The sequence below is a fragment of the Streptomyces sp. MB09-01 genome (assembly GCF_033794505.1).
Lineage (GTDB): Bacteria > Actinomycetota > Actinomycetes > Streptomycetales > Streptomycetaceae > Streptomyces.
Genome location: NZ_JARAYQ010000036.1, coordinates 13,788 through 31,264 on the forward strand (window position 1 = coordinate 13,788; position 17,477 = coordinate 31,264).

At 72.1% G+C, this 17,477-nt stretch carries 19 protein-coding genes and 1 pseudogene; 8 read left to right on the forward strand and 12 right to left on the reverse strand.

What is annotated here, in order from left to right; all coding sequences use genetic code 11:
- Window positions 1–3: 3 nt before the first annotated feature.
- Window positions 4–1,056 (reverse strand): MoxR family ATPase, encoded by a 1,053-nt coding sequence (locus PV721_RS10885; RefSeq protein ID WP_319722774.1) that lies wholly within the window; start codon window positions 1,054–1,056, stop codon window positions 4–6.
- Window positions 1,057–1,094: 38 nt separating this feature from the next.
- Entirely contained in the window at window positions 1,095–3,287 is a 2,193-nt protein-coding gene (locus tag PV721_RS10890; protein WP_319722776.1) for a trypsin-like peptidase domain-containing protein, read from the reverse strand.
- 106 nt (window positions 3,288–3,393) lie between these two features.
- Between PV721_RS10890 and PV721_RS10895 the strand changes: the two genes are divergently transcribed.
- Window positions 3,394–3,582, forward strand: coding sequence for a DUF6104 family protein (locus PV721_RS10895; protein ID WP_030709801.1), 189 nt, complete (start codon window positions 3,394–3,396; stop codon window positions 3,580–3,582).
- A gap of 105 nt (window positions 3,583–3,687) precedes the next feature.
- Here PV721_RS10895 and sodN read toward each other — a convergent pair whose 3' ends face one another.
- Complete coding sequence (gene sodN, locus PV721_RS10900; protein ID WP_030009413.1) at window positions 3,688–4,083, reverse strand: superoxide dismutase, Ni; 396 nt, start codon at window positions 4,081–4,083, stop codon at window positions 3,688–3,690.
- Between the two features lie 171 nt (window positions 4,084–4,254).
- On the opposite strand from sodN, the gene sodX reads away from it, so the two are divergent.
- Complete coding sequence (gene sodX, locus PV721_RS10905) at window positions 4,255–4,674, forward strand: nickel-type superoxide dismutase maturation protease (RefSeq protein WP_319722781.1); 420 nt, start codon at window positions 4,255–4,257, stop codon at window positions 4,672–4,674.
- Here sodX and PV721_RS10910 read toward each other — a convergent pair.
- Complete coding sequence (locus PV721_RS10910) at window positions 4,578–5,207, reverse strand: CGNR zinc finger domain-containing protein (protein WP_319722783.1); 630 nt, start codon at window positions 5,205–5,207, stop codon at window positions 4,578–4,580. The genes sodX and PV721_RS10910 overlap by 97 nt on opposite strands.
- An 82-nt stretch (window positions 5,208–5,289) precedes the next feature.
- Between PV721_RS10910 and PV721_RS10915 the strand changes: the two are divergent.
- A pseudogene (locus PV721_RS10915) lies at window positions 5,290–6,073 on the forward strand (class I SAM-dependent methyltransferase).
- A 91-nt stretch (window positions 6,074–6,164) separates the two neighbouring features.
- Here the strand turns inward: PV721_RS10915 and PV721_RS10920 are convergent.
- From PV721_RS10920 to PV721_RS10930, 3 genes are read right to left on the reverse strand one after another with little or no spacing between them, the layout of a single operon-like run.
- Window positions 6,165–6,929, reverse strand: coding sequence for an amino acid ABC transporter ATP-binding protein (locus PV721_RS10920; RefSeq protein WP_319722785.1), 765 nt, complete (start codon window positions 6,927–6,929; stop codon window positions 6,165–6,167).
- On the reverse strand, window positions 6,929–7,870 hold the full coding sequence (locus PV721_RS10925; protein WP_416371071.1) for an amino acid ABC transporter permease: 942 nt from the start codon (window positions 7,868–7,870) through the stop codon (window positions 6,929–6,931). Before PV721_RS10925 ends, PV721_RS10920 begins: the two co-directional genes overlap by 1 nt.
- Window positions 7,871–7,909: 39 nt before the next feature.
- Window positions 7,910–8,872: an ABC transporter substrate-binding protein gene (locus PV721_RS10930; RefSeq protein WP_319722786.1), complete on the reverse strand. Its 963-nt coding sequence runs from the start codon at window positions 8,870–8,872 to the stop codon at window positions 7,910–7,912.
- A 526-nt stretch (window positions 8,873–9,398) separates the two neighbouring features.
- Here PV721_RS10930 and PV721_RS10935 point away from each other — a divergent pair.
- The 4 genes from PV721_RS10935 (at window position 9,399) to PV721_RS10950 (ending at window position 12,548) form a co-directional block, all read left to right on the forward strand.
- Window positions 9,399–10,601: an NAD(P)-dependent malic enzyme gene (locus tag PV721_RS10935; RefSeq protein WP_319722788.1), complete on the forward strand. Its 1,203-nt coding sequence runs from the start codon at window positions 9,399–9,401 to the stop codon at window positions 10,599–10,601.
- 144 nt (window positions 10,602–10,745) lie between these two features.
- Window positions 10,746–11,708 carry a zinc-binding dehydrogenase gene (locus tag PV721_RS10940; RefSeq protein ID WP_319722790.1) on the forward strand — a complete coding sequence of 321 codons (963 nt, stop codon included), beginning with the start codon at window positions 10,746–10,748 and terminating at the stop codon, window positions 11,706–11,708.
- Between the two features lie 58 nt (window positions 11,709–11,766).
- Complete coding sequence (locus PV721_RS10945; RefSeq protein WP_319722791.1) at window positions 11,767–11,976, forward strand: helix-turn-helix domain-containing protein; 210 nt, start codon at window positions 11,767–11,769, stop codon at window positions 11,974–11,976.
- A complete protein-coding gene (locus tag PV721_RS10950) occupies window positions 11,976–12,548 on the forward strand; it encodes a Clp protease N-terminal domain-containing protein (protein WP_319722793.1) in 573 nt (190 codons plus the stop codon). The genes PV721_RS10945 and PV721_RS10950 overlap by 1 nt, the downstream gene beginning before the upstream one ends.
- 143 nt (window positions 12,549–12,691) lie before the next feature.
- On the opposite strand, the gene PV721_RS10955 is transcribed toward PV721_RS10950, so the two are convergent.
- The 3 genes from PV721_RS10955 to PV721_RS10965 all read right to left on the reverse strand — a co-directional run bounded on the left by PV721_RS10955 (window position 12,692) and on the right by PV721_RS10965 (window position 15,743).
- Window positions 12,692–13,627, reverse strand: a complete 936-nt coding sequence (locus tag PV721_RS10955) for a PadR family transcriptional regulator (RefSeq protein WP_319722795.1) — start codon at window positions 13,625–13,627, stop codon at window positions 12,692–12,694.
- A gap of 1 nt (window position 13,628) precedes the next feature.
- Entirely contained in the window at window positions 13,629–14,591 is a 963-nt protein-coding gene (locus PV721_RS10960) for a hypothetical protein (protein WP_319722797.1), read from the reverse strand.
- Window positions 14,592–14,810: 219 nt separating this feature from the next.
- Window positions 14,811–15,743: a LysR family transcriptional regulator gene (locus PV721_RS10965; protein ID WP_319722799.1), complete on the reverse strand. Its 933-nt coding sequence runs from the start codon at window positions 15,741–15,743 to the stop codon at window positions 14,811–14,813.
- Window positions 15,744–15,954: 211 nt separating this feature from the next.
- Between PV721_RS10965 and snpA the strand changes: the two genes are divergently transcribed.
- On the forward strand, window positions 15,955–16,623 hold the full coding sequence (gene snpA, locus PV721_RS10970; protein WP_319722801.1) for a snapalysin: 669 nt from the start codon (window positions 15,955–15,957) through the stop codon (window positions 16,621–16,623).
- Window position 16,624: 1 nt separating this feature from the next.
- Here the strand turns inward: snpA and PV721_RS10975 are convergent, their stop codons facing one another.
- Together PV721_RS10975 and PV721_RS10980 are read right to left on the reverse strand one after the other, a co-directional pair.
- The gene (locus tag PV721_RS10975) at window positions 16,625–16,828 is read right to left on the reverse strand and encodes a hypothetical protein (RefSeq protein WP_319722803.1); all 204 of its coding nucleotides are present in this window, start codon (window positions 16,826–16,828) and stop codon (window positions 16,625–16,627) included.
- Between the two features lie 59 nt (window positions 16,829–16,887).
- Window positions 16,888–17,472 (reverse strand): dihydrofolate reductase family protein, encoded by a 585-nt coding sequence (locus PV721_RS10980; protein ID WP_319722805.1) that lies wholly within the window; start codon window positions 17,470–17,472, stop codon window positions 16,888–16,890.
- Window positions 17,473–17,477: the final 5 nt, after the last annotated feature.

The window sequence follows — 17,477 nt, forward strand, 5'->3', positions numbered from 1 at the left end:
CCGTCACCTCGGGCGGTCGAGGCGCTGGATGAGCAGGTCCGCGAGGTCCTCCCGGGTGGGCGGGGAGGCGTGGTGGGTCAGGTACACGGCGTTGAGCAGCTGGTCGGCGGCGACCAGTTCGGTCTGGGAGCGGCTGAGGAACTCCCGGATCAGGTCCGCCCCGAGCCGGGCGGCCTCCTCCCCGAGGTGGGCGCGGACCAGGGTGGCGAGCCGCTTCTCCCCGGGCTGCCCGAGCTTGAGCTGGATGCAGCGCCGCAGCAGGGCGGCCGGGAAGTCCCGCTCCCCGTTGCTGGTCAGGATGATGAAGGGGAACTCCCGGCAGCGGACCCGGCCGCCGCGGACGGTCACCTTGGTCCCGTCGTCGGTGAGCACCTGCACCTCGGGCTCGGTGTCGGCGACCCGCTCCAGCTCGGGGAGCGCGAACTCCCCTTCCTCCAGCACGTTCAGCAGGTCGTTGGGCAGGTCGATGTCGCTCTTGTCGAGCTCGTCGATGAGGAGCACCCGGGGCCGCCCGGTGGGCAGCAGGGCCGTTCCCAGCGGTCCGAGCCGGATGTACTTCCCGATGCCGGGTGCCGCGCCCGGGGACCCGTCGGCCGGCCCCGCTCCCGCTCCCGCGCCCCCGCTCGCGCTCGCGCTCGCCGCGAGCTGTACGTCCTGCAGCCGCGCGAGGGCGTCGTACCGGTACAGCCCGTCCTGCAGCACGGTCCGCGACACCACCGGCCAGCGCAGCACCCGCCCCAGCTTCAACTCGTGGGCGACGGCGTGCGCGAGCGTGGACTTACCCGTTCCGGGGAAGCCCGTCACGAGGAGCGGCCGCCGCAGGTAGAGCGCCGCGTTGACGGCCTCCAGCTCCTCGGGCTCCGGCCGGTGCAGCTCGGCGGCCTGCCGGTGCGCCCCGAGCCGCCGGGCCACGTTGGCGTCGGCGGCCGCGGCGGGCCCGCCCGGCTCGGCCACCGGCCCGCCGTCGAAGTCCCGCCAGGGCGGCGGGTCGGGCAGGGCGTCGATCCCGTCATGGGGCTCACCGACCCCCCGGTATATGAGCCACTCGTCGTTCATTGCCCCTCCCTCACTCGGATCGGCCGGGCCCGGTGCCGTCACAGGTCGCCCTGCAGCGGTTCGTCGTCCGGCAGCGGCCGCGCCGGGTCCTCCCACACCAGCCCGGTCCCGGCCGCCCAGTACGCGTCGGGGTCCGCCCCGTGCGCCCGCCCCCGCAGTGCCTGCAGCCGCAGCGGCAGCGCCTCCGCCCGCCCGGCGTCGGCCAGTTCCTCCCGCAGGCCGCGGTGGAACGGCGCGCAGGAGGCCGCCGGATCCGACGGGGGCCGCCGGGTCACCACCACCCCGTACCCGGCCTCCCGCACCGCGTGCAGCGAGCCGAGCGTGGGCTCCTGGTCCGCCGCCCGGCAGTGCACCGGCACGGTGTTGTCGGGCAGTCCCGTCAGCCACTCGGTGGCGGGGCTGCGCGGGCGCCCCCCTGCGCAGTCGGCCCGTTCGTCCAGCAGCGGCCCCGCCTGCACCCGCGCCCACCGGGCGGCAGCCCCGGGGTGCCCGCGGCCCTCGGGGCCCTCGGGATCCGCGGGGTGCGCGCGGCCCGCCGGATCCCCGGGATCCGCCGTCTGCCCGGGATCCGCCGGGTGCCCGGCTCCGGCCCGCCCGCCGGGATGACGCAGCACCACCGGCCGCTGCACGCCCAGCGGTACGCCGCCCGCCACCACCCACTCGTCCACGGCCAGCCCGAACAGCTCCGGGGCCACGGCCACTTCGAGCAGGGCCGCCGCCTCGTGGGTGTCGCAGCGCCGGAAGGCCTCGGCGAGCGGGACCCGCAACGCCTCCGGCAGACCCGCCAGGGTGGCGCGCACGCCCGAGTCCACCGGGGTCACCCGCCCGGGGTGCGCCGGGCCGGCCAGGACGGAGACCCGCCAGTCGTAGACGTCCTCCCAGCCGTGCGCCCACACCTCCAGCAGCACCGAGGCCCCCGGCGGCAGCCCGCCGGCCCGGCGGGCGGGGCCGCCCACCGCCCGGCCGGCCGAGGCCCGCCGGCGCCGCTCCCGCTCCGCGAGGCCCCGCTCGTGGCGCTCGCCGAGCTCCCGCCGCAGCGGGCGCCACAGCCGCTCGGCCGTGGCCCGGATCCAGTCCCACAGCTCCTCGTCCGCGCCCGGGGTCGGCGGCTCCCGGTAGTCGGCCACGCTCACGTCCGTCGCGTACCGGAGCATGGCCGCGGCCTCCGCCGTCCCGCCGGGCGGGTCGTGCAGCAGCCCCAGCCCGTCGCGCCAGCTCAGCGGGGCGGGCGGCTGCGGGTCCGGCTCCTCCCCGCGGGCCGCCTCGACCAGGGCCCGTACGACCTCGGAGGAGCCGGGAGGGGGCAGTTCGGCCAGCAGCCCGCACAGGGTGGTGCGCTCGCCGGGGGTGAGCCGGCCGCGGCCGCCGTACGGGGCGCCGTCCTCCGGCGGGAGCTCGCCGTGCACGTCCGTCCAGGTGCGGCGGTTGTCGAGATCGCTGAGGTGCTGGTCGTAGTGGTGCAGGTCGTGGGCCTGCATGACGCGGCGGTAGAGCCCGACCTGGCCGCGCGCGGGCATCGGCAGCGTGCGCAGCTGCACGACGGACACGGCGAGCCCGCCGCCCGCCCCGTGCCGCCGGGCCTTGAGCACCCCGACGACCTCCCCGCGGGCCAGGTCCACCACGGGGCCGCCGGACATGCCGGGGTCGATCCCGTCGTCGTCGCCGAGCCGGATGGCAGCGCCGTTCCCTGCGCTGCCGCGCAGCCGGGTGGTGCGGCCGGTGATCTCGGGGGTGCCGAGGTCCTCGGTGCAGCCGAAGTAGGCGACCTCGTCGAAGCGGGGTCTGGACCGGTCGGTCAGCCAGACGCAGGCGTGCGACACCGGGGCCAGGACCCTGAGCAGCGCCAGGTCGGGCAGGTCCCACAGGGCGCCCCGGCGGGGGCGCCGCTCCTCCAGCCGCTCGGGCAGTACGCACTCCACGCGCCCGGTGACCGTCCCGGTCGCCCCGTGGGCCCCGGAGGAGAAGGTGATGCCGACCTCGCGTCCTGTCAGACGCACCGCAGCACCCCCTTCGCCGACCACGTGCGCGCACGTCAGGACCCAGCCGGGGGCGATGAAGAAACCGCTCCCCCACGTGGGACCGGTCCGATGGCTGCCGGGGTTGTCATACCCGCCCGGCGGGGCGTGAACGCGTACGGTCGCGGCCTGGAGGAGGGGCTCGAGGAGCTCGAAGGCGCGCGCCGAGCCGGTCGTGCGCCCGTCCCTCATCCGCACCCCCCGCTCGTTGGGCATCCAGGCTAGCCCCGGGGACGCCACGGGCGGGAGGCCTCTTCGGCCCCGCGGATTATCCTGGCGGGAAACACCCCCTGCACACCCACATCACGGCACGGAGCCCGACTTGTACTTCACCGATCGCGGCATCGAGGAGCTGGAGAAGCGGCGCGGCGAGGAGGAGGTCACCTTCGAGTGGCTCGCCGAGCAGCTGCGCACCTTCGTCGACCTGAACCCCGACTTCGAGGTCCCGGTGGAACGCCTGGCCACCTGGCTGGCCCGCCTGGACGACGAGGACGACGACGCCGACGAGTGAGCACGGCGCGTACCCGCAGGACGCGGGGCCCCGGAGCGGGGAACGGGAACGGCCCGGCTGCCACAGGCAGTCGGGCCGTTCTCGTCGGAGTCGTCGGGCGCCGGATCAGGCGGCCTTGGTCTCCCAGAAGATGCGGTCGATCTCGGCGATGAGCTCGAGCGCCTTCGCGCCGGTCGCCGGGTCGTTGGACGCCTTGGCGGCCGAGAGGGCCTTCAGGGTGTCGTTGACCAGGGTGTGCAGCTGGGGGTACTTCTCGAAGTGCGGCGGCTTGAAGTAGTCGCTCCACAGCACCGAGACGTGGTGCTTGGCGAGCTCGGCGCGCTGCTCCTTGATGGTGATGGCGCGCGCGCGGAAGTCGGCGTCTTCGTTGGCCTGGTACTTCTCCTGCACGGCCTTGACGGACTCGGCCTCGATGCGGGCCTGGGCAGGGTCGTACACGCCGCACGGAAGATCGCAGTGGGCGGAGACCTTCGCCTTGGGGGCGAAGAGGCGGGAAAGCATGGAGTGTGTCCTCCTCGTGATCGTCTTCTCAAGGGGGAGATTACTCGCTGAACAACCGGATTTCGCGGGCGCCCCCATGGGCTTAGGACAAAAGTCCAGGGGCTCGGCCGGAGCGGTGAGCGAATGTACGGACCGGTGCGGCAGCATGCGGGGGTGACGAGGAGGACACGCATGGTGGAGAACGGGCGCCCGCGGAAGCGGTTCGGGGTGGTGGAGGTGACGGGGGCGTCGATGGTGCCGACGTTGACCAACGGGGACCAGGTGGTGGTCCGCTACGGGGCCGCCGTCCGCCCGGGTGACGTGGTGGTGCTGCGCCATCCCTTCCAGCAGGACCTGCTGGTGATCAAGCGTGCGGTGGAGCGGCGGCCGGGCGGCTGGTGGGTACTGGGCGACAACCCGTACAACCAGACCGGCGACAGCACCGTCTACGGGCCGGTGCCCGGCGAGCTGGTGCTGGCGACCGCGGTGCTGCGCTTCCGGCCGCGCGAGGAGGATCAGCGCTCGCTGAGGGCCCGGCTGTCCTGGGCGGCCTCGGCGCTGCGCCCCCTGCGGGCGGACGTCTCGGCCTCCAGCCGCTTGCGGGCGCGGTAGGCCGCCACGTTCGCGCGGGTGGCGCAGCGGTCGGAGCAGTAGCGCCGGGAGCGGTTGGTGGAGGTGTCGAGGTAGGCGTTGCGGCAGGGCGCGGCCTGGCACAGGCCGAGGCGGTCGGGGCCGTGCTCGGTGAGGGCGAAGGCCAGGCCCATGGCCGCCATGGCGGCGTAGCCCGCCGATGCGTTCGAGGGGTGCTCGGCGAGGTGGATGTGCCAGTCGGGGCGGCCGTCCTCGCCGATGGTCGTGTGCCCGGAGACCTGGGGGCTGACGGGGAACTCCATGAGCAGCGAGTTCAGCAGGTCGACCGCGAGGACGTGGTCACCGCCGTCGGCGGCTTCGAAGACGGCGCGCAGCCGGGCCCGTACGTTGCGGAAGCGGGTGACGTCGGTGTCGGTGACGCGGCGGGCCATCTGCACGCTTGCGCCGAACAGGGCACGGACGGCGTCCACGGAGGTGAGCTCGTCCTTGTTGCGGGCCGGCTCCTCGGTGTTGACCAGGCGCACGGCGAAGTCCGAGTAATGGGCCAGTTCCACTTGTAGTCCTTACGGCTGCGGATTAACGTCTCCGGTAACGGCTGAGACGTCTTCGAGGGTATTACGTATGGAGGGGTTCGTGATGGCGAATACGGCGAATACGGCAGATACGGCCACCGGGGCGGGGTACTGGCAGGCCTGGCAGGACAGCTGGGACCGGCAGCAGGAGTGGTACATGCCCGACCGCGAGGAGCGGTTCCGGGTGATGCTGGACATGGTCGAGGCCTTGGTGGGACCCCACCCCCCGGGTGCTGGATCTCGCGTGCGGTACGGGAAGTATCACGGACCGCGTCCTCAAGAGGTTCCCGGGAGCCACCGGCACGGGCGTCGATCTCGACCCCGCGCTGCTGGCCATCGCCGAGGGCCACTTCGCCGGGGACGAGCGGGTCACCTTCGTCACCGCAGACCTCAAGGACCCGCACTGGCGCGCCGCCCTCCCCCACGACTCCTACGACGCGGTCCTGACCGCCACCGCCCTGCACTGGCTGCACAGCGAGGACCTCTCCGTCCTGTACGGGCAGCTCGCGCCGCTGGTGGCCCCGGGCGGGGTGTTCATGAACGCCGACCACATGCCCGACCCGGCCACCCCCCGCATCGACGCCGCCGAGCACGCCCACCGGCACGCCGGGATGGACCGGGCCAGGACGGCCGGCGCGCTGGACTGGCGCGAGTGGTGGGACCTGGCCGCCGCGGACCCGGTCCTCGCGGAGCCGGTGAAGCAGCGCTTCGCGATCTACGGGGAGCACGCGGACGGCGACACCCCGCCCGAGGCCTGGCACACCGCCGCCCTGCTCGGAGCGGGCTTCGCGGAGGCCCGTACCGTCTGGCGCTCCCCCTCGGACGCGCTGGTCCTAGGTCTGAAGTAGGGACTTGAGCACGTGTGAGGGGCGGTACGGGAATCCCGTACCGCCCCTCACCTGTCCGCCGGTGCGACCGGGGCGCCCGAGCGCCGGAGCGCTAGAGCACCTTGGACAGGAACGCCTTCGTGCGGTCGTGCTGCGGGTTGCCCAGCACGTCGCGGGGGTGACCCGACTCGACGACCACGCCGCCGTCCATGAAGACGAGGTTGTCGCCGACCTCGCGGGCGAAGCCCATCTCGTGCGTGACCACGATCATGGTCATGCCCGATTCGGCCAGGTCCCGCATGACGTCCAGGACGTCGCCCACCAGCTCCGGGTCGAGCGCCGAGGTGGGCTCGTCGAAGAGCATCAGCTTCGGCTCCATGGCCAGCGCGCGGGCGATCGCCACGCGCTGCTGCTGGCCGCCGGAGAGCTGGGTGGGGTAGTTCCCGCCCTTGTCGCCGAGGCCCACGCGGTCCAGCAGCTTGATGGCGCGCTCGCGCGCCACCGCCTTGGACTCGCCCTTGACCATGACCGGGGCTTCCATGACGTTCTCTATGGCCGTCATGTGCGGGAAGAGGTTGAAGCGCTGGAAGACCATGCCGATGTCCCGGCGCTGGGCCGCGACCTCGCTGTCCTTCAGCTCGTAGAGCTTGTCGCCCTTCTGGCGGTAGCCGACGAGCTGCCCGTCGACGTACAGCCGTCCGGCGTTGACCTGCTCCAGGTGGTTGATGCACCGCAGGAAGGTCGACTTGCCGGAGCCGGACGGGCCGACCAGGCAGAAGACCTCACGCGGGGCGACCTCCAGGTCGATGCCCTTGAGGATGTGCGCCGCACCGTAGGACTTGTGGACGCCCTCGGCCTTCACCATGGCAGTCGTCATCAGGCCACCGCCTTGCGGTTCGAGAAGCTGGACAGTTTCGCCTTGATCTTCTGCATCGGCGTGGGCGGCAGCGAGCGGAGCGCACCACGGGCGTAGCGGCGCTCCAGGTAGTACTGGCCGACGCTGAACACGCTGGTCAGGGCGAGGTACCAGATCGACGCGACGAAGAACATCTCCATCACCGCGAACGACGTGGACGCGATGTCCTGGGCCGCGCGCAGCAGGTCGAAGTACTGCACGGCGACGACCAGCGACGAGGTCTTGAGCATGTTGATGAACTCGTTGCCGGACGGCGGCACGATCACCCGCATGGCCTGCGGGAGCACGACCCGGCGCATGGTCTGCGTGCGGGTCATGCCGAGCGCGTGCGAGGCCTCGGTCTGGCCTTCGTCGACCGACTGGATGCCGGCCCGGACGATCTCCGCCATGTACGCGCCCTCGTTGAGGCCGAGGCCCAGCAGGGCGGCCAGGAACGGCGTCATGACCTGGGTCATCTCGTCCTTGTAGAACCCGAGGTTCAGGATCGGGAAGATCAGGGCGAGGTTGAACCAGATGAGCAGCTGCACGTACACCGGGGTGCCGCGGAACAGCCAGATGTAGAACCAGGCGATGGTGCTGGTGACCGGGTTCTTCGAGAGCCGCATGACGGCGAAGAGGACACCGAGCACCAGGCCCAGGGCCATGGCGGTGATGCTGATCCAGACCGTGTTGACCACACCGCGGAGGATGGTCGGATCGAACAGCTTCTCCGGCACGGTCGCCCAGCGCACGTTGCCCTGCGAGAAGGCGACCACGAGCGCCACGACCAGGCCGATGACGACCACGGCGCTGATCCAGCGGCCGTAGTGGCGGACCGGGATGGCGCGGATCGCCTCGGGGGGTACGGCCCCGGCCGGCGGGGTGTCCGCCGGGCCCGGGACCTTGTCGAGCTTGTCAGTCACAGTGACTGCCCTTCAGTGTGCTGCGGTGGTACGCGGAGGTCAGGAACCTGCGTTGATCTTGGCCTCGGTCACGGCGCCGGAGCCCGCGTTCCACTTGTCCAGGGCAGCCTTGTACGTGCCGTCCTTGATGACCGCGTCGAGGGCTTCCTTGAGCGCGTCGCGCAGCTGCGTGTTCTTCTTGTCCACCGCGATGCCGAAGAGGCCGGCGTCGGTCGGGTTGGCGATGGCCTCGAACTCGTTGCCGCCACCGGCGGTCTGCGCGATGTACGCGGCGACCGGGGAGTCGTTCAGGTCCGCGGCGGCGCCGCCGGCCTTCACCCGGGTCTGGGCCTCGGCATCGGTCGGGAAGGACTCGATCTTGAGCTCGCCCTTGCCGTCCGTCTTGCACTTCTCGGCCTGGGTCTTGGCCGACTCCTCGTACGTGGTGCCGCGCTGCACCGCGACCGTCTTGCCGCACAGGTCGTCGAGGGTCTTGATGCCGTCGGGGTTGCCCTTCTTCACCAGGATGCCGGTCGAGGCGGAGAAGTAGTCGACGAAGTCGACACCGGCACCGGTCTTGGCGCCCTTGTCGTCCAGGCCCTCCTGACGGGCCTTGGTGTCGGTGAGCGAGGACATGACCAGGTCGCTGCGACCCGTCTGCATGCTGCCGATCAGGGTGTCGAAGGTGCCCGACTCGAACTTGAACTGCACGCCGAGCTGCTTGCTCAGGGCCGCCGCGACGTCGGGGTCGACGCCGACGATCTTGCCGCCCTCGGTGAACTCCATGGGCGCGTAGGTCGCGTCCGTGCCGACCTTGATGACGCCGGCGTCCTGGATCTTCTTCGGGAGCTTCGAGAAGAGCGGGGCGCTGCTGTTGTTCGCCTCACCGGACGGGCTGGTGGACGCCTTGTCGGTCTGGTCACCACAACCGGTGAGGATCAGGGCGCCTGCGACCGCGATCGCGCCGACCGCGGCGATCCGGGACCGTGCGGCGGTCGTACGACGGGTGGTGCTAGCGGTCATGGCTTGGTTCCTCCGGCAGTGGTGGAAAAGCATCGAAAAACGGTCGGACACGCACCATCGAGTGTCGCGACCTTGTGTGATTACGGCATCTTGCCATTCGGACTGAGACATTCAGGGTGCCCGTCAGGTCAAAATCGCATAACGGGCGGCGGGGGTGACCCAACAGGACTGCGGAGAAGCGGGTTCGATGCCGCAGATACTGCCGTGACCTGGCCTTTTCACCGCAGTTTCTCCGGGGCGTCTCGCCCATCGGACGACAAGGTTTGGACTTTTCGCCAAAAGCGGGGCAAGCGACCTACGATTGAGCGGGAATCGACTCGTCTGGGCGAGCGTTCTTCGGGTAGAACAGATCCTTACACCCCTCATCCGGGGCTCAGGGCGCGCGTGCGGCGCGCCCGCGCGTACGAACCTCCCCTCCGCGGAGACGGGCCAACCGTCGATGCGGAGTACGGACGCGGTGCCCGCCCACCCCTTAACCAGGAGTGGCCACCCTCAACGATTCAAAGGACTTAAGGGGTCACACACAGTGGCAGCGGAGATCATCAACCCTCGCAGCGACAGCGTCACGGACAACAACCCGGACGCGGTGTTCGCGCTGCACCGGGGCGGCAAGATGGCCATCCAGGCCACGGTGCCCGTCACCAACAAGGACGACCTGTCCCTCGCGTACACGCCCGGCGTGGCGAAGGTGTGCAGCGCCATCGCCGAGCAGCCGGAGCTGGTGAACGAGTACACCTGGAAGTCCAACGTGGTCGCCGTCGTCACCGACGGCACGGCCGTGCTCGGACTCGGTGACATCGGCCCCGAGGCCTCCCTCCCCGTCATGGAGGGCAAGGCCATTCTCTTCAAGCAGTTCGGTGGTGTGGACGCGGTTCCGATCGCGCTCGCCACCAAGGACACGGACGAGATCATCGAGACGGTCATCCGGCTCGCCCCGTCCTTCGGCGGGGTCAACCTGGAGGACATCTCGGCCCCCCGCTGCTTCGAGATCGAGCGGCGCCTCCAGGAGGCGCTGGACATCCCGATCTTCCACGACGACCAGCACGGCACGGCCATCGTGACGCTGGCCGCGCTGCGCAACGCCGCGAAGCTCACGGGTCGCACCCTCGGCGACCTGCGCGCCGTGATCTCGGGCGCGGGCGCGGCGGGCATCGCCATCGCCAAGATCCTGGTGGACGCGGGCATCGGCGACGTGTGCGTCACCGACCGCAAGGGCGTCGTGTCGGCGGACCGTTCCGACCTGACGGACGTCAAGGCGGAGATCGCGGGCCTGACCAACAAGACCGGCCAGACCGGTTCCCTGGAGCAGGCCCTCGCCGGCGCGGACGTCTTCATCGGCGTCTCCGGCGGTACGGTCCCGGAGGAGGCGGTGGCCTCGATGGCGAAGGACGCCTTCGTCTTCGCCATGGCCAACCCGAACCCGGAGGTCCACCCGGACGTCGCGCACAAGTACGCGGCGGTCGTGGCCACGGGCCGCTCGGACTTCCCGAACCAGATCAACAACGTGCTGGCGTTCCCGGGCATCTTCGCGGGCGCCCTCAAGGTGCGCGCCACCCGGATCACCGAAGGCATGAAGATCGCCGCCGCCGACGCCATCGCCGGCGTCGTGGGTGACGAGCTCGCCGCCGACTACGTGATCCCGTCGCCGTTCGACGAGCGCGTCGCGGAGGCCGTCGCCACGGCCGTCGCCGCCGCCGCGAAGGCCGACGGCGTGGCCCGCCTGGCCTGACCGCCGCGCGAGCTGTACGGGCAGAGGCCCGGCCGGATCCCTCCGGCCGGGCCTTTCCTTTTGCCGCGACGGTGCGACGAAGGCCTCACCATCACGGCCGCGAGAGGGCTGGAACCCGGCCCTACCGAGCGGTAGCGTCGCGGCATGTTCGCTGCCTACGCCGCCCGAATCAACCGTGACCAGCCGCTGAACGGCCTTGTACTGGGCGACCGCCCGGCACCGCAGGCCCGGCCCGGCTGGGTGACCGTGAACGTCAAGGCCGCCTCCCTCAACCACCACGACCTCTGGTCGCTGCGCGGGGTGGGCCTCGGCGAGGAAAGACTCCCGATGATCCTCGGCTGCGACGCCGCCGGGATCGACCAGGACGGCAACGAGGTCGTCCTGCACTCCGTGATCGGCCAGAGCGGCCACGGGGTCGGTCCCGACGAGCCCCGTTCGATCCTGACCGAGCGCTACCAGGGCACCTTCGCCGAGCAGGTGACCGTCCCCGCGTGGAACGTCCTGCGCAAGCCCGCCGAGCTGACCTTCGAGGAGGCCGCCTGCCTGCCGACGGCCTGGCTGACGGCGTACCGGATGCTGTTCACCAATGCCGGGGTCCGCCCCGGGGACTCCGTGCTCGTCCAGGGCGCCGGCGGCGGGGTGGCGACCGCCGCGATCGCCCTCGGCAAGGCGGCGGGCCTGCGGGTCTTCGCCACCAGCCGGGACGAGGCCAAGCGCAAGCGGGCCGTGGAACTGGGTGCGGTGGAGGCGTACGAGCCGGGCGCGCGGCTGCCGCAGCGGGTGGACGCGGTGATCGAGACGGTGGGCGCGGCCACCTGGTCCCACTCGGTGAAGTCCCTGCGCCCCGGCGGCACCCTGGTGATCTCCGGCGCCACGAGCGGCGACCGCCCGGCGCACGCCGAGCTGACCCGGATCTTCTTCCTGGAGCTGAAAGTGGTCGGCTCGACCATGGGCTCGAAGGACGAGCTGGAGGACCTGCTGTCGTTCTGTGCCACGACCGGGCTCCGGCCGGTCATCGACGAGGTGCTGCCGCTGGACCGGGCGCGCGAGGGCTTCGAGAAGCTCGCGGCGGGCGACCTCTTCGGGAAGATCGTCCTCAAACCGTAGGCACGCATGCGTCAATCAAGGTTGACAACACCTCCCGCGTCAACCTAAATTGACAGTCATGACGGAAGCAACCGATCTCGCCGAGCGGGCCGGTGACCGCGACCCGCGCGTGGGCCTGCGTGCCGTGGCCGCCCTCCGCAGGCTGCTGGAGCAGCTGGAGGCGGTACAGGTACGCAGTGCCCGCGCGCAGGGGTGGTCCTGGCAGGACATCGCGGCCGAGCTGGGCGTGAGCCGGCAGGCCGTGCACAAGAAATACGGGAGGCTTTGATGTTCGAACGCTTCACGACCGACGCCCGGAACACCGTGACGGGGGCGGTGACCGAGGCCCGGCGGGCCGGGGCCGCGACCGTCACCGAGGAGCACCTGCTGCTCTCCCTGCTGGACCTGGGGGCCTTGGACCGGCTGCGGGTGGACCGCGCGGCGGTGGCAGCCGACCTGGCGGCGGCCCGCCGCCGGGGCGGCATGTCCCGGGCGGACGAGGAGGCACTGGCCGGACTCGGCATCGACCTCACGGAGATCGTCTCCCGCATCGAGGAGACCCATGGCCAGGGTGCGCTCGCCACCCCGGGGCCGCGCAGGCGGGCCCTGCGCGCCTCGCTCCGCTCGGTCCTCGGCCGCGCCGAGCCGGACGACCGCGCCGGCAGCTACCGGGTCCCCTTCACCGAGGGCTCGAAGAAGATCCTGGAACAGTCGCTCCGCATCGCCCTGGCCCGCAAGGACAACCACATCGGCACCCTGCACCTCCTGCTGGCCCTCCTCTCCCGCCCCGGCACGGTGTCCGAGGTCCTGATGGACCACGGCATCACCTACGGAACAGCCGAAACGGGCCTGGCCGCCTGACACACCCGGCCCGGCAGGAACAACCCAGCCCCACCGCACCATCCAGCCCCGCCGGCGTTTGAGGCGCGGGGCCGGGGGCGGAGCCCCGATCCTTCCGGGGGCTCGGCTGACGCGCCCCCCGGGGGGCGCGTCAGCCGAGCCCCCTACCCGGCCCGCAGCGTCGCCCTCAGCCGAGCCACCGCGGCCGCCAGATCCACACGGGCCCCGGCCACCTGCGCCGAGCTCACCCCGTAGTCCCGCGCAGCATCCCGCACCTCGTCGCGGAAGCGGTCCAGCAGCCGGTCCAGATCGCGCGCCGGATCACCGCTGGGCGCCAGATCCTCGGCCCAGTGCGCATCGGCCTCGGCATCCGCCGCCGGGGCCGACGGCGCGGCCGAGGGCCCGGCGGCGGGCTCGGCGGCGGGCGCGGCCGACGGCCCGGCCTGCGTCGCACCGCCCCCGAGCCACGCACCGGCCAGGCTGCCCAGGACGCCGCCGGACTTGGCGAACTGCTCCTGCAGCTGGACCGCTATGCGCTGGACCTCCTCGCGGGCCCGTTCCTGGGCCTCCTTGGCCTGGCGGCGGGCCTGCTGCGCCTCCTCGCGGGCCCGGCGGCTCTCGTCCTTCGCCCGGCGCGCCTGTTCCTTCCACTCCTGCCTCGCCTTGCGCAGCTCCTCCTTGGCCGCCTTCCAGGACTCGTCCTCGACCTGGGTCGCGGACGCCGAGGCCTGCGCCCGCATCTCGCGCCGCAGGTCCCCCGCCGCGCCCCGGACGTCGTTGCGGATCTCCGCGGCCAGTTCGGTGACCGAGTCGCGGATCTCCAGCTCCAGGTCGGCGAGTTCGCCGCTGCGGTCGGCCAGCTCGGCGCGGCCGGCCTCGGTGATGGAGTACACCTTGCGCCCGCCCTCGGTGGCGTACGTGACGAGGCCCTCGGCCTCCAGCTTGGCCAGCCGCGGGTACACGGTGCCCGCGGAGGGGGCGTACAGGCCCTGGAAGCGCTCCTCCAGCAGCCGGATCACCTCGTACCCGTGGCGCGGGGCCTCGTCCAGCAGCTTGAGGAGGTAGAGGCGGAGGCGGCCGTGGGCGAAGACGGGCGGCATGTCAGAGCACCTTCTTGTCGAGCGTGAGGGGAGCGGCGGGTGCGGGGGCGTCGGCGCCTGCGTCGGTCTGGGGGCGGCGCAGCAGCGCGATGCCGCCGGAGACGGTGGTGGCCCGCAGGGTGCCGGTGCCGGAGCCGAGCGTGCCGGTGATCCGCTTGGCGCCCAGCTGGCCGGAGACCCGCAGGTCCTCGAAGGCGTTGGAGACGCCGCCGGTGGCGGTGTTGGCCTCCACGCGGGCGTCGGCGGGGTGCGGGAGGCGGATCGCGACCTGGCCGGACACGGAGTTCAGCGCGATGTCCACGGGGCGCGCGGCCGCCGGGCCGAGGTCCAGGTCGAGGAGCATGTCACCGCTGACCGAGTCGGCCCGTACGCTCACGCCCGCGCCGTCGACGACCGTCAGGCCGCCGGACACCGAGTGGAAGCGGAGGTCACCGGTGACCGACTGGGCCTCGACGCCGCCGGAGACGGTCTGCGCCCTGACCCGGCCGGAGAGCCCGACCAGCGTGGCGTCGCCGGAGACCCCCGCGACATCGGTGCCGCCGGATACGCCGGAGACGAAGACGACTGCGTCGACCGCGGCCACATGGACCCGGGTGGCGGCGGGGACGGTGAGGGTGATCGCGGCGCTGCGCTCCCAGGCCTTGCGGCCGGCGGCGGAACCGGAGGACCAGGCCTTCCAGGGCTTGGACTCGAACCACTGCTTGAGGCCCTGGGAGCCGTTCCAGGGCACGTCCTCGTAGGAGACGGTGAGGGTGTCGCCGTCCTGCACCACGTACAGCGGCGGTCCGTCGACCTCGGTCACCTCCAGGCGGGCCGGGCCCTCCTCGGCGGCGACCACGTTCACCGTGCCGCTCACGACGCGAACGCGCAGCTCGGTCACCGGCGCCTCGAAGGCGACTTTCCGCGGTTCGGTGATGTGCCAGGTCGACTGCGAAGGCGACGGCCGGGACGACTGCTCTGCCATGGTGCTGATCCTCCTCGTGCGTTCACGGACCGGGCTCGACGCACGCAACATATCGCGTCTTCTGAAGAACACGATATATCGCGGCCAAGGGAAGTCAAGCGCGTGCGCGGGCACGCAGAAACGCCGGCGCGGCCGGGTGTTCGGCTGCGCCGGCGTTCGGCGGGGGCGGAGCCCCCGGACGGAGTCCGGGGGCCGGTCGGAGCGGAGCCCCGGGGTCCGTCAGGCCGCCAGCAGGGGGCTGGCGTGGTGGTGGAGCCAGTCGCGGTACCAGGGCGTGCGCAGGGCCGCCTCGCGATAGGCGGCGCGGAGGTCCTCGTAGACCTCCGCGTGGGCGCCGGGCCGGGTCGCCAGCAGCAGGCGGACGGCGAGGGGGTCCCCCGACAGCGGCCGGATCGCCATGTCCTCGCGCGGCCCCGACGTCGGCTGGCAGGGCGCGACCGCCTCACCGGAGATGATCAGCGAGGTCGCCGTGTGGTAGTCGGCGTGCAGGACCGGCGGGTCGAGCCCGGCTCCGGCGAAGACCCGCCGCAGCCCGTCCCACTCGCCGTCGACCGAGGGGTCCACCATCCACCGGTCGGCGGCCAGGTCCCGTAAGGAGACCACCGACTGCCCGGCGGCCGGATGGTCCCGGGACATCGAGACGAACTGCGGCTCCCGCTCCATCAGCACGTGCATCTGCAGCCCGGGCGGCACCCGCAGCGGGCTGCCCTCCACCTCGTGCACGAACGCCACGTCGAGCTGCCCCGAGGCCACCATCCGCAGGAGCGCGTTGGCGGACACGTCCACCACCAGCGAGGTCTCGGTGTCCGGCATCCGCCGGTGCAGCCGCCTCAGCCACCCCGGCAGCGCCCGGCTGGCCGTGGAGCCGATGCGCAGCCGCGGTCCGCGGGCCTGCGCCCGGGCCTCGGCCACCAGCGCGGCCATCTCGGCGAGCAGCGGCCGGGCCCGGCCCAGTACGGTCCGGCCGAAGGGGGTGGGCCGGCAGCCGGTCCGCTCGCGCAGGAACAGCTCGCCGTCCAGGGCCCGTTCGATGCGGCGCAGCTGGGTCGTCAAGGAGGGCTGGCTCACGCCGAGTTGCCGGGCGGCCTTGTGCAGGCTGCCGGCGTCGGCGATGGCGCACAGCGCGCGCAGGTGCCTGACCTCAAGCTCCATGACCCGAGAGTAGGCCGGTCCCGGTGGACCGCACCAGCCACTGATAGCCCCCCGAATCCCGCCATTCTCACGCTAGTTGGGCTGTCGAAATCTTCCCGATAGGCCGGCGCTATCGGGGAGTGACATCATCCGCCGGGCCAGTGAACTCCCGCAGACTCCGGTACCGAACGACCCACCCCCCACCGCACCGGACGAGTAGGAGCTCCCCCACATGCGCCACTCCCGTAAGGCCGTTCTGGCCACGACCGTCGGCCTCGGCCTCGCCGCCGCCCTCGGTGTCACCCCCGCCGCCAGCGCCGCCCCCGCCCCCGTCGGCAATGCCGCCGGCTACGCCGCGTACGCGGGCTCGCAGGAGAACCAGGCCGCCAACCGCGCCTTCTTCGAGGCCGTGCAGCGTTCGGTCGCCGAGCAGCGCGCCGCGAACCCCGGCGTCCTGGCCGTGACCGTCACCTACAACACCCGCAACGCGCCCAGCTTCCGCAGCCAGATAGCCCGCTCCACGCAGATCTGGAACAGCTCGGTGACCAACGTCAGACTGCAGGAGGTGTCCTCCGGCGGGAACTTCTCGTACCGCGAGGGCAACGACTCGCGCGGCTCGTACGCGAGCACGGACGGGCACGGACGGGGCTACATCTTCCTCGACTACCGGCAGAACCAGCAGTACAACTCCACCCGGGTGACCGCGCACGAGACCGGCCACGTGCTGGGCCTTCCGGACCACTACTCGGGCCCGTGCTCCGAGCTGATGTCGGGCGGCGGACCGGGCACCTCGTGCCAGAACGCCACCCCGAACTCCACCGAGCGGGCGCGCGTCAACCAGCTCTGGGCCAACGGGTTCGCCTCCGGCCTGGGCGCGAAGGAACTCGCCTCCAAGAGCTGAGTCACCGCTCCTCGGGGTCCACGTAATCGGGGCATTCCGGATTGCGGCAGGGGCCGCGGCCCCACACCGGAATGAAGATCCCGAGCGACTTGCGCCGTCGGACCACCGTGTCTACGCGGCGCCCGCACGCCGGGCACGTCTGCTGTTCGTGCCCGGCCTGCGGGGCGACCGTCTCGTGTGCGCGCTGCTGCTGTTCACCGGCCATACCTCCACGGTAGGCCGGTTCGGCGCTTTTGGGGCCGGAGAGGCCCGGGCCGACGGGGGTCAGCGCTTGACGGCGTACGAGGTGACGGTCTGGCCGCCGCCGAGGACCTTGACCCCGGTGAGCTCCAGGGGGCGCACCCCGAATCCGGCCCGCGACATCGGCATGCCGGTGCCCAGGAAGATCGGATAGGTCTTGACGATGAACTCGTCGATCTCGTCGATCAGCTGGGCGGCGAGGTCGGCCCCGCCACAGAGCCAGATGTCGAGCCCGTCCCGGGCCTTGAGCTCGCGCACCTCGGCCGCGAGGTCCCCGGAGATCAGCTCGACCGTCGGGTCCGGCGGGGTGGTCAGGGTGCGGGAGACGACGTACTGCCCGGGCAGGTGGCCGTAGGGGCTGGTCATGCCCTGCTTGACGCCGGGCTCGTACGTGTTGCGCCCCATGAGCACCGCGTCGAAGCGCTTCGGCTCGGCATCGGCCAGCCCCAGTGCCGCACGACCCTGGGCCGAGATGGTCTCCGGGTACTCGACCTTGAGGAAGTCGATGAACTCGGCATCGAGGTGTGCGTAGAAGAAATCGCCGTCGCCGTCCGGGGCCCCGATGAAGCCGTCGACCGACGTGGCGATGAAGTACGTGAGCTTGCGCAAGCGAT

Excerpts from the sequence above, each read along its gene's own strand:
- PV721_RS10885 (WP_319722774.1), bottom strand. The coding sequence starts at position 1,056 with ATGAACGACGAGTGGCTCATATACCGGGGGGTCGGTGAGCCCCATGAC.
- PV721_RS10890 (WP_319722776.1), bottom strand. The coding sequence starts at position 3,287 with ATGCCCAACGAGCGGGGGGTGCGGATGAGGGACGGGCGCACGACCGGC.
- sodN (WP_030009413.1), bottom strand. The coding sequence starts at position 4,083 with ATGCTTTCCCGCCTCTTCGCCCCCAAGGCGAAGGTCTCCGCCCACTGC.
- sodX (WP_319722781.1), top strand. The coding sequence starts at position 4,255 with ATGGTGGAGAACGGGCGCCCGCGGAAGCGGTTCGGGGTGGTGGAGGTG.
- PV721_RS10920 (WP_319722785.1), bottom strand. The coding sequence starts at position 6,929 with ATGACGACTGCCATGGTGAAGGCCGAGGGCGTCCACAAGTCCTACGGT.
- PV721_RS10930 (WP_319722786.1), bottom strand. The coding sequence starts at position 8,872 with ATGACCGCTAGCACCACCCGTCGTACGACCGCCGCACGGTCCCGGATC.
- PV721_RS10940 (WP_319722790.1), top strand. The coding sequence starts at position 10,746 with ATGTTCGCTGCCTACGCCGCCCGAATCAACCGTGACCAGCCGCTGAAC.
- PV721_RS10945 (WP_319722791.1), top strand. The coding sequence starts at position 11,767 with ATGACGGAAGCAACCGATCTCGCCGAGCGGGCCGGTGACCGCGACCCG.
- PV721_RS10950 (WP_319722793.1), top strand. The coding sequence starts at position 11,976 with ATGTTCGAACGCTTCACGACCGACGCCCGGAACACCGTGACGGGGGCG.
- PV721_RS10955 (WP_319722795.1), bottom strand. The coding sequence starts at position 13,627 with ATGCCGCCCGTCTTCGCCCACGGCCGCCTCCGCCTCTACCTCCTCAAG.
- PV721_RS10960 (WP_319722797.1), bottom strand. The coding sequence starts at position 14,591 with ATGGCAGAGCAGTCGTCCCGGCCGTCGCCTTCGCAGTCGACCTGGCAC.
- PV721_RS10965 (WP_319722799.1), bottom strand. The coding sequence starts at position 15,743 with ATGGAGCTTGAGGTCAGGCACCTGCGCGCGCTGTGCGCCATCGCCGAC.
- snpA (WP_319722801.1), top strand. The coding sequence starts at position 15,955 with ATGCGCCACTCCCGTAAGGCCGTTCTGGCCACGACCGTCGGCCTCGGC.
- PV721_RS10975 (WP_319722803.1), bottom strand. The coding sequence starts at position 16,828 with ATGGCCGGTGAACAGCAGCAGCGCGCACACGAGACGGTCGCCCCGCAG.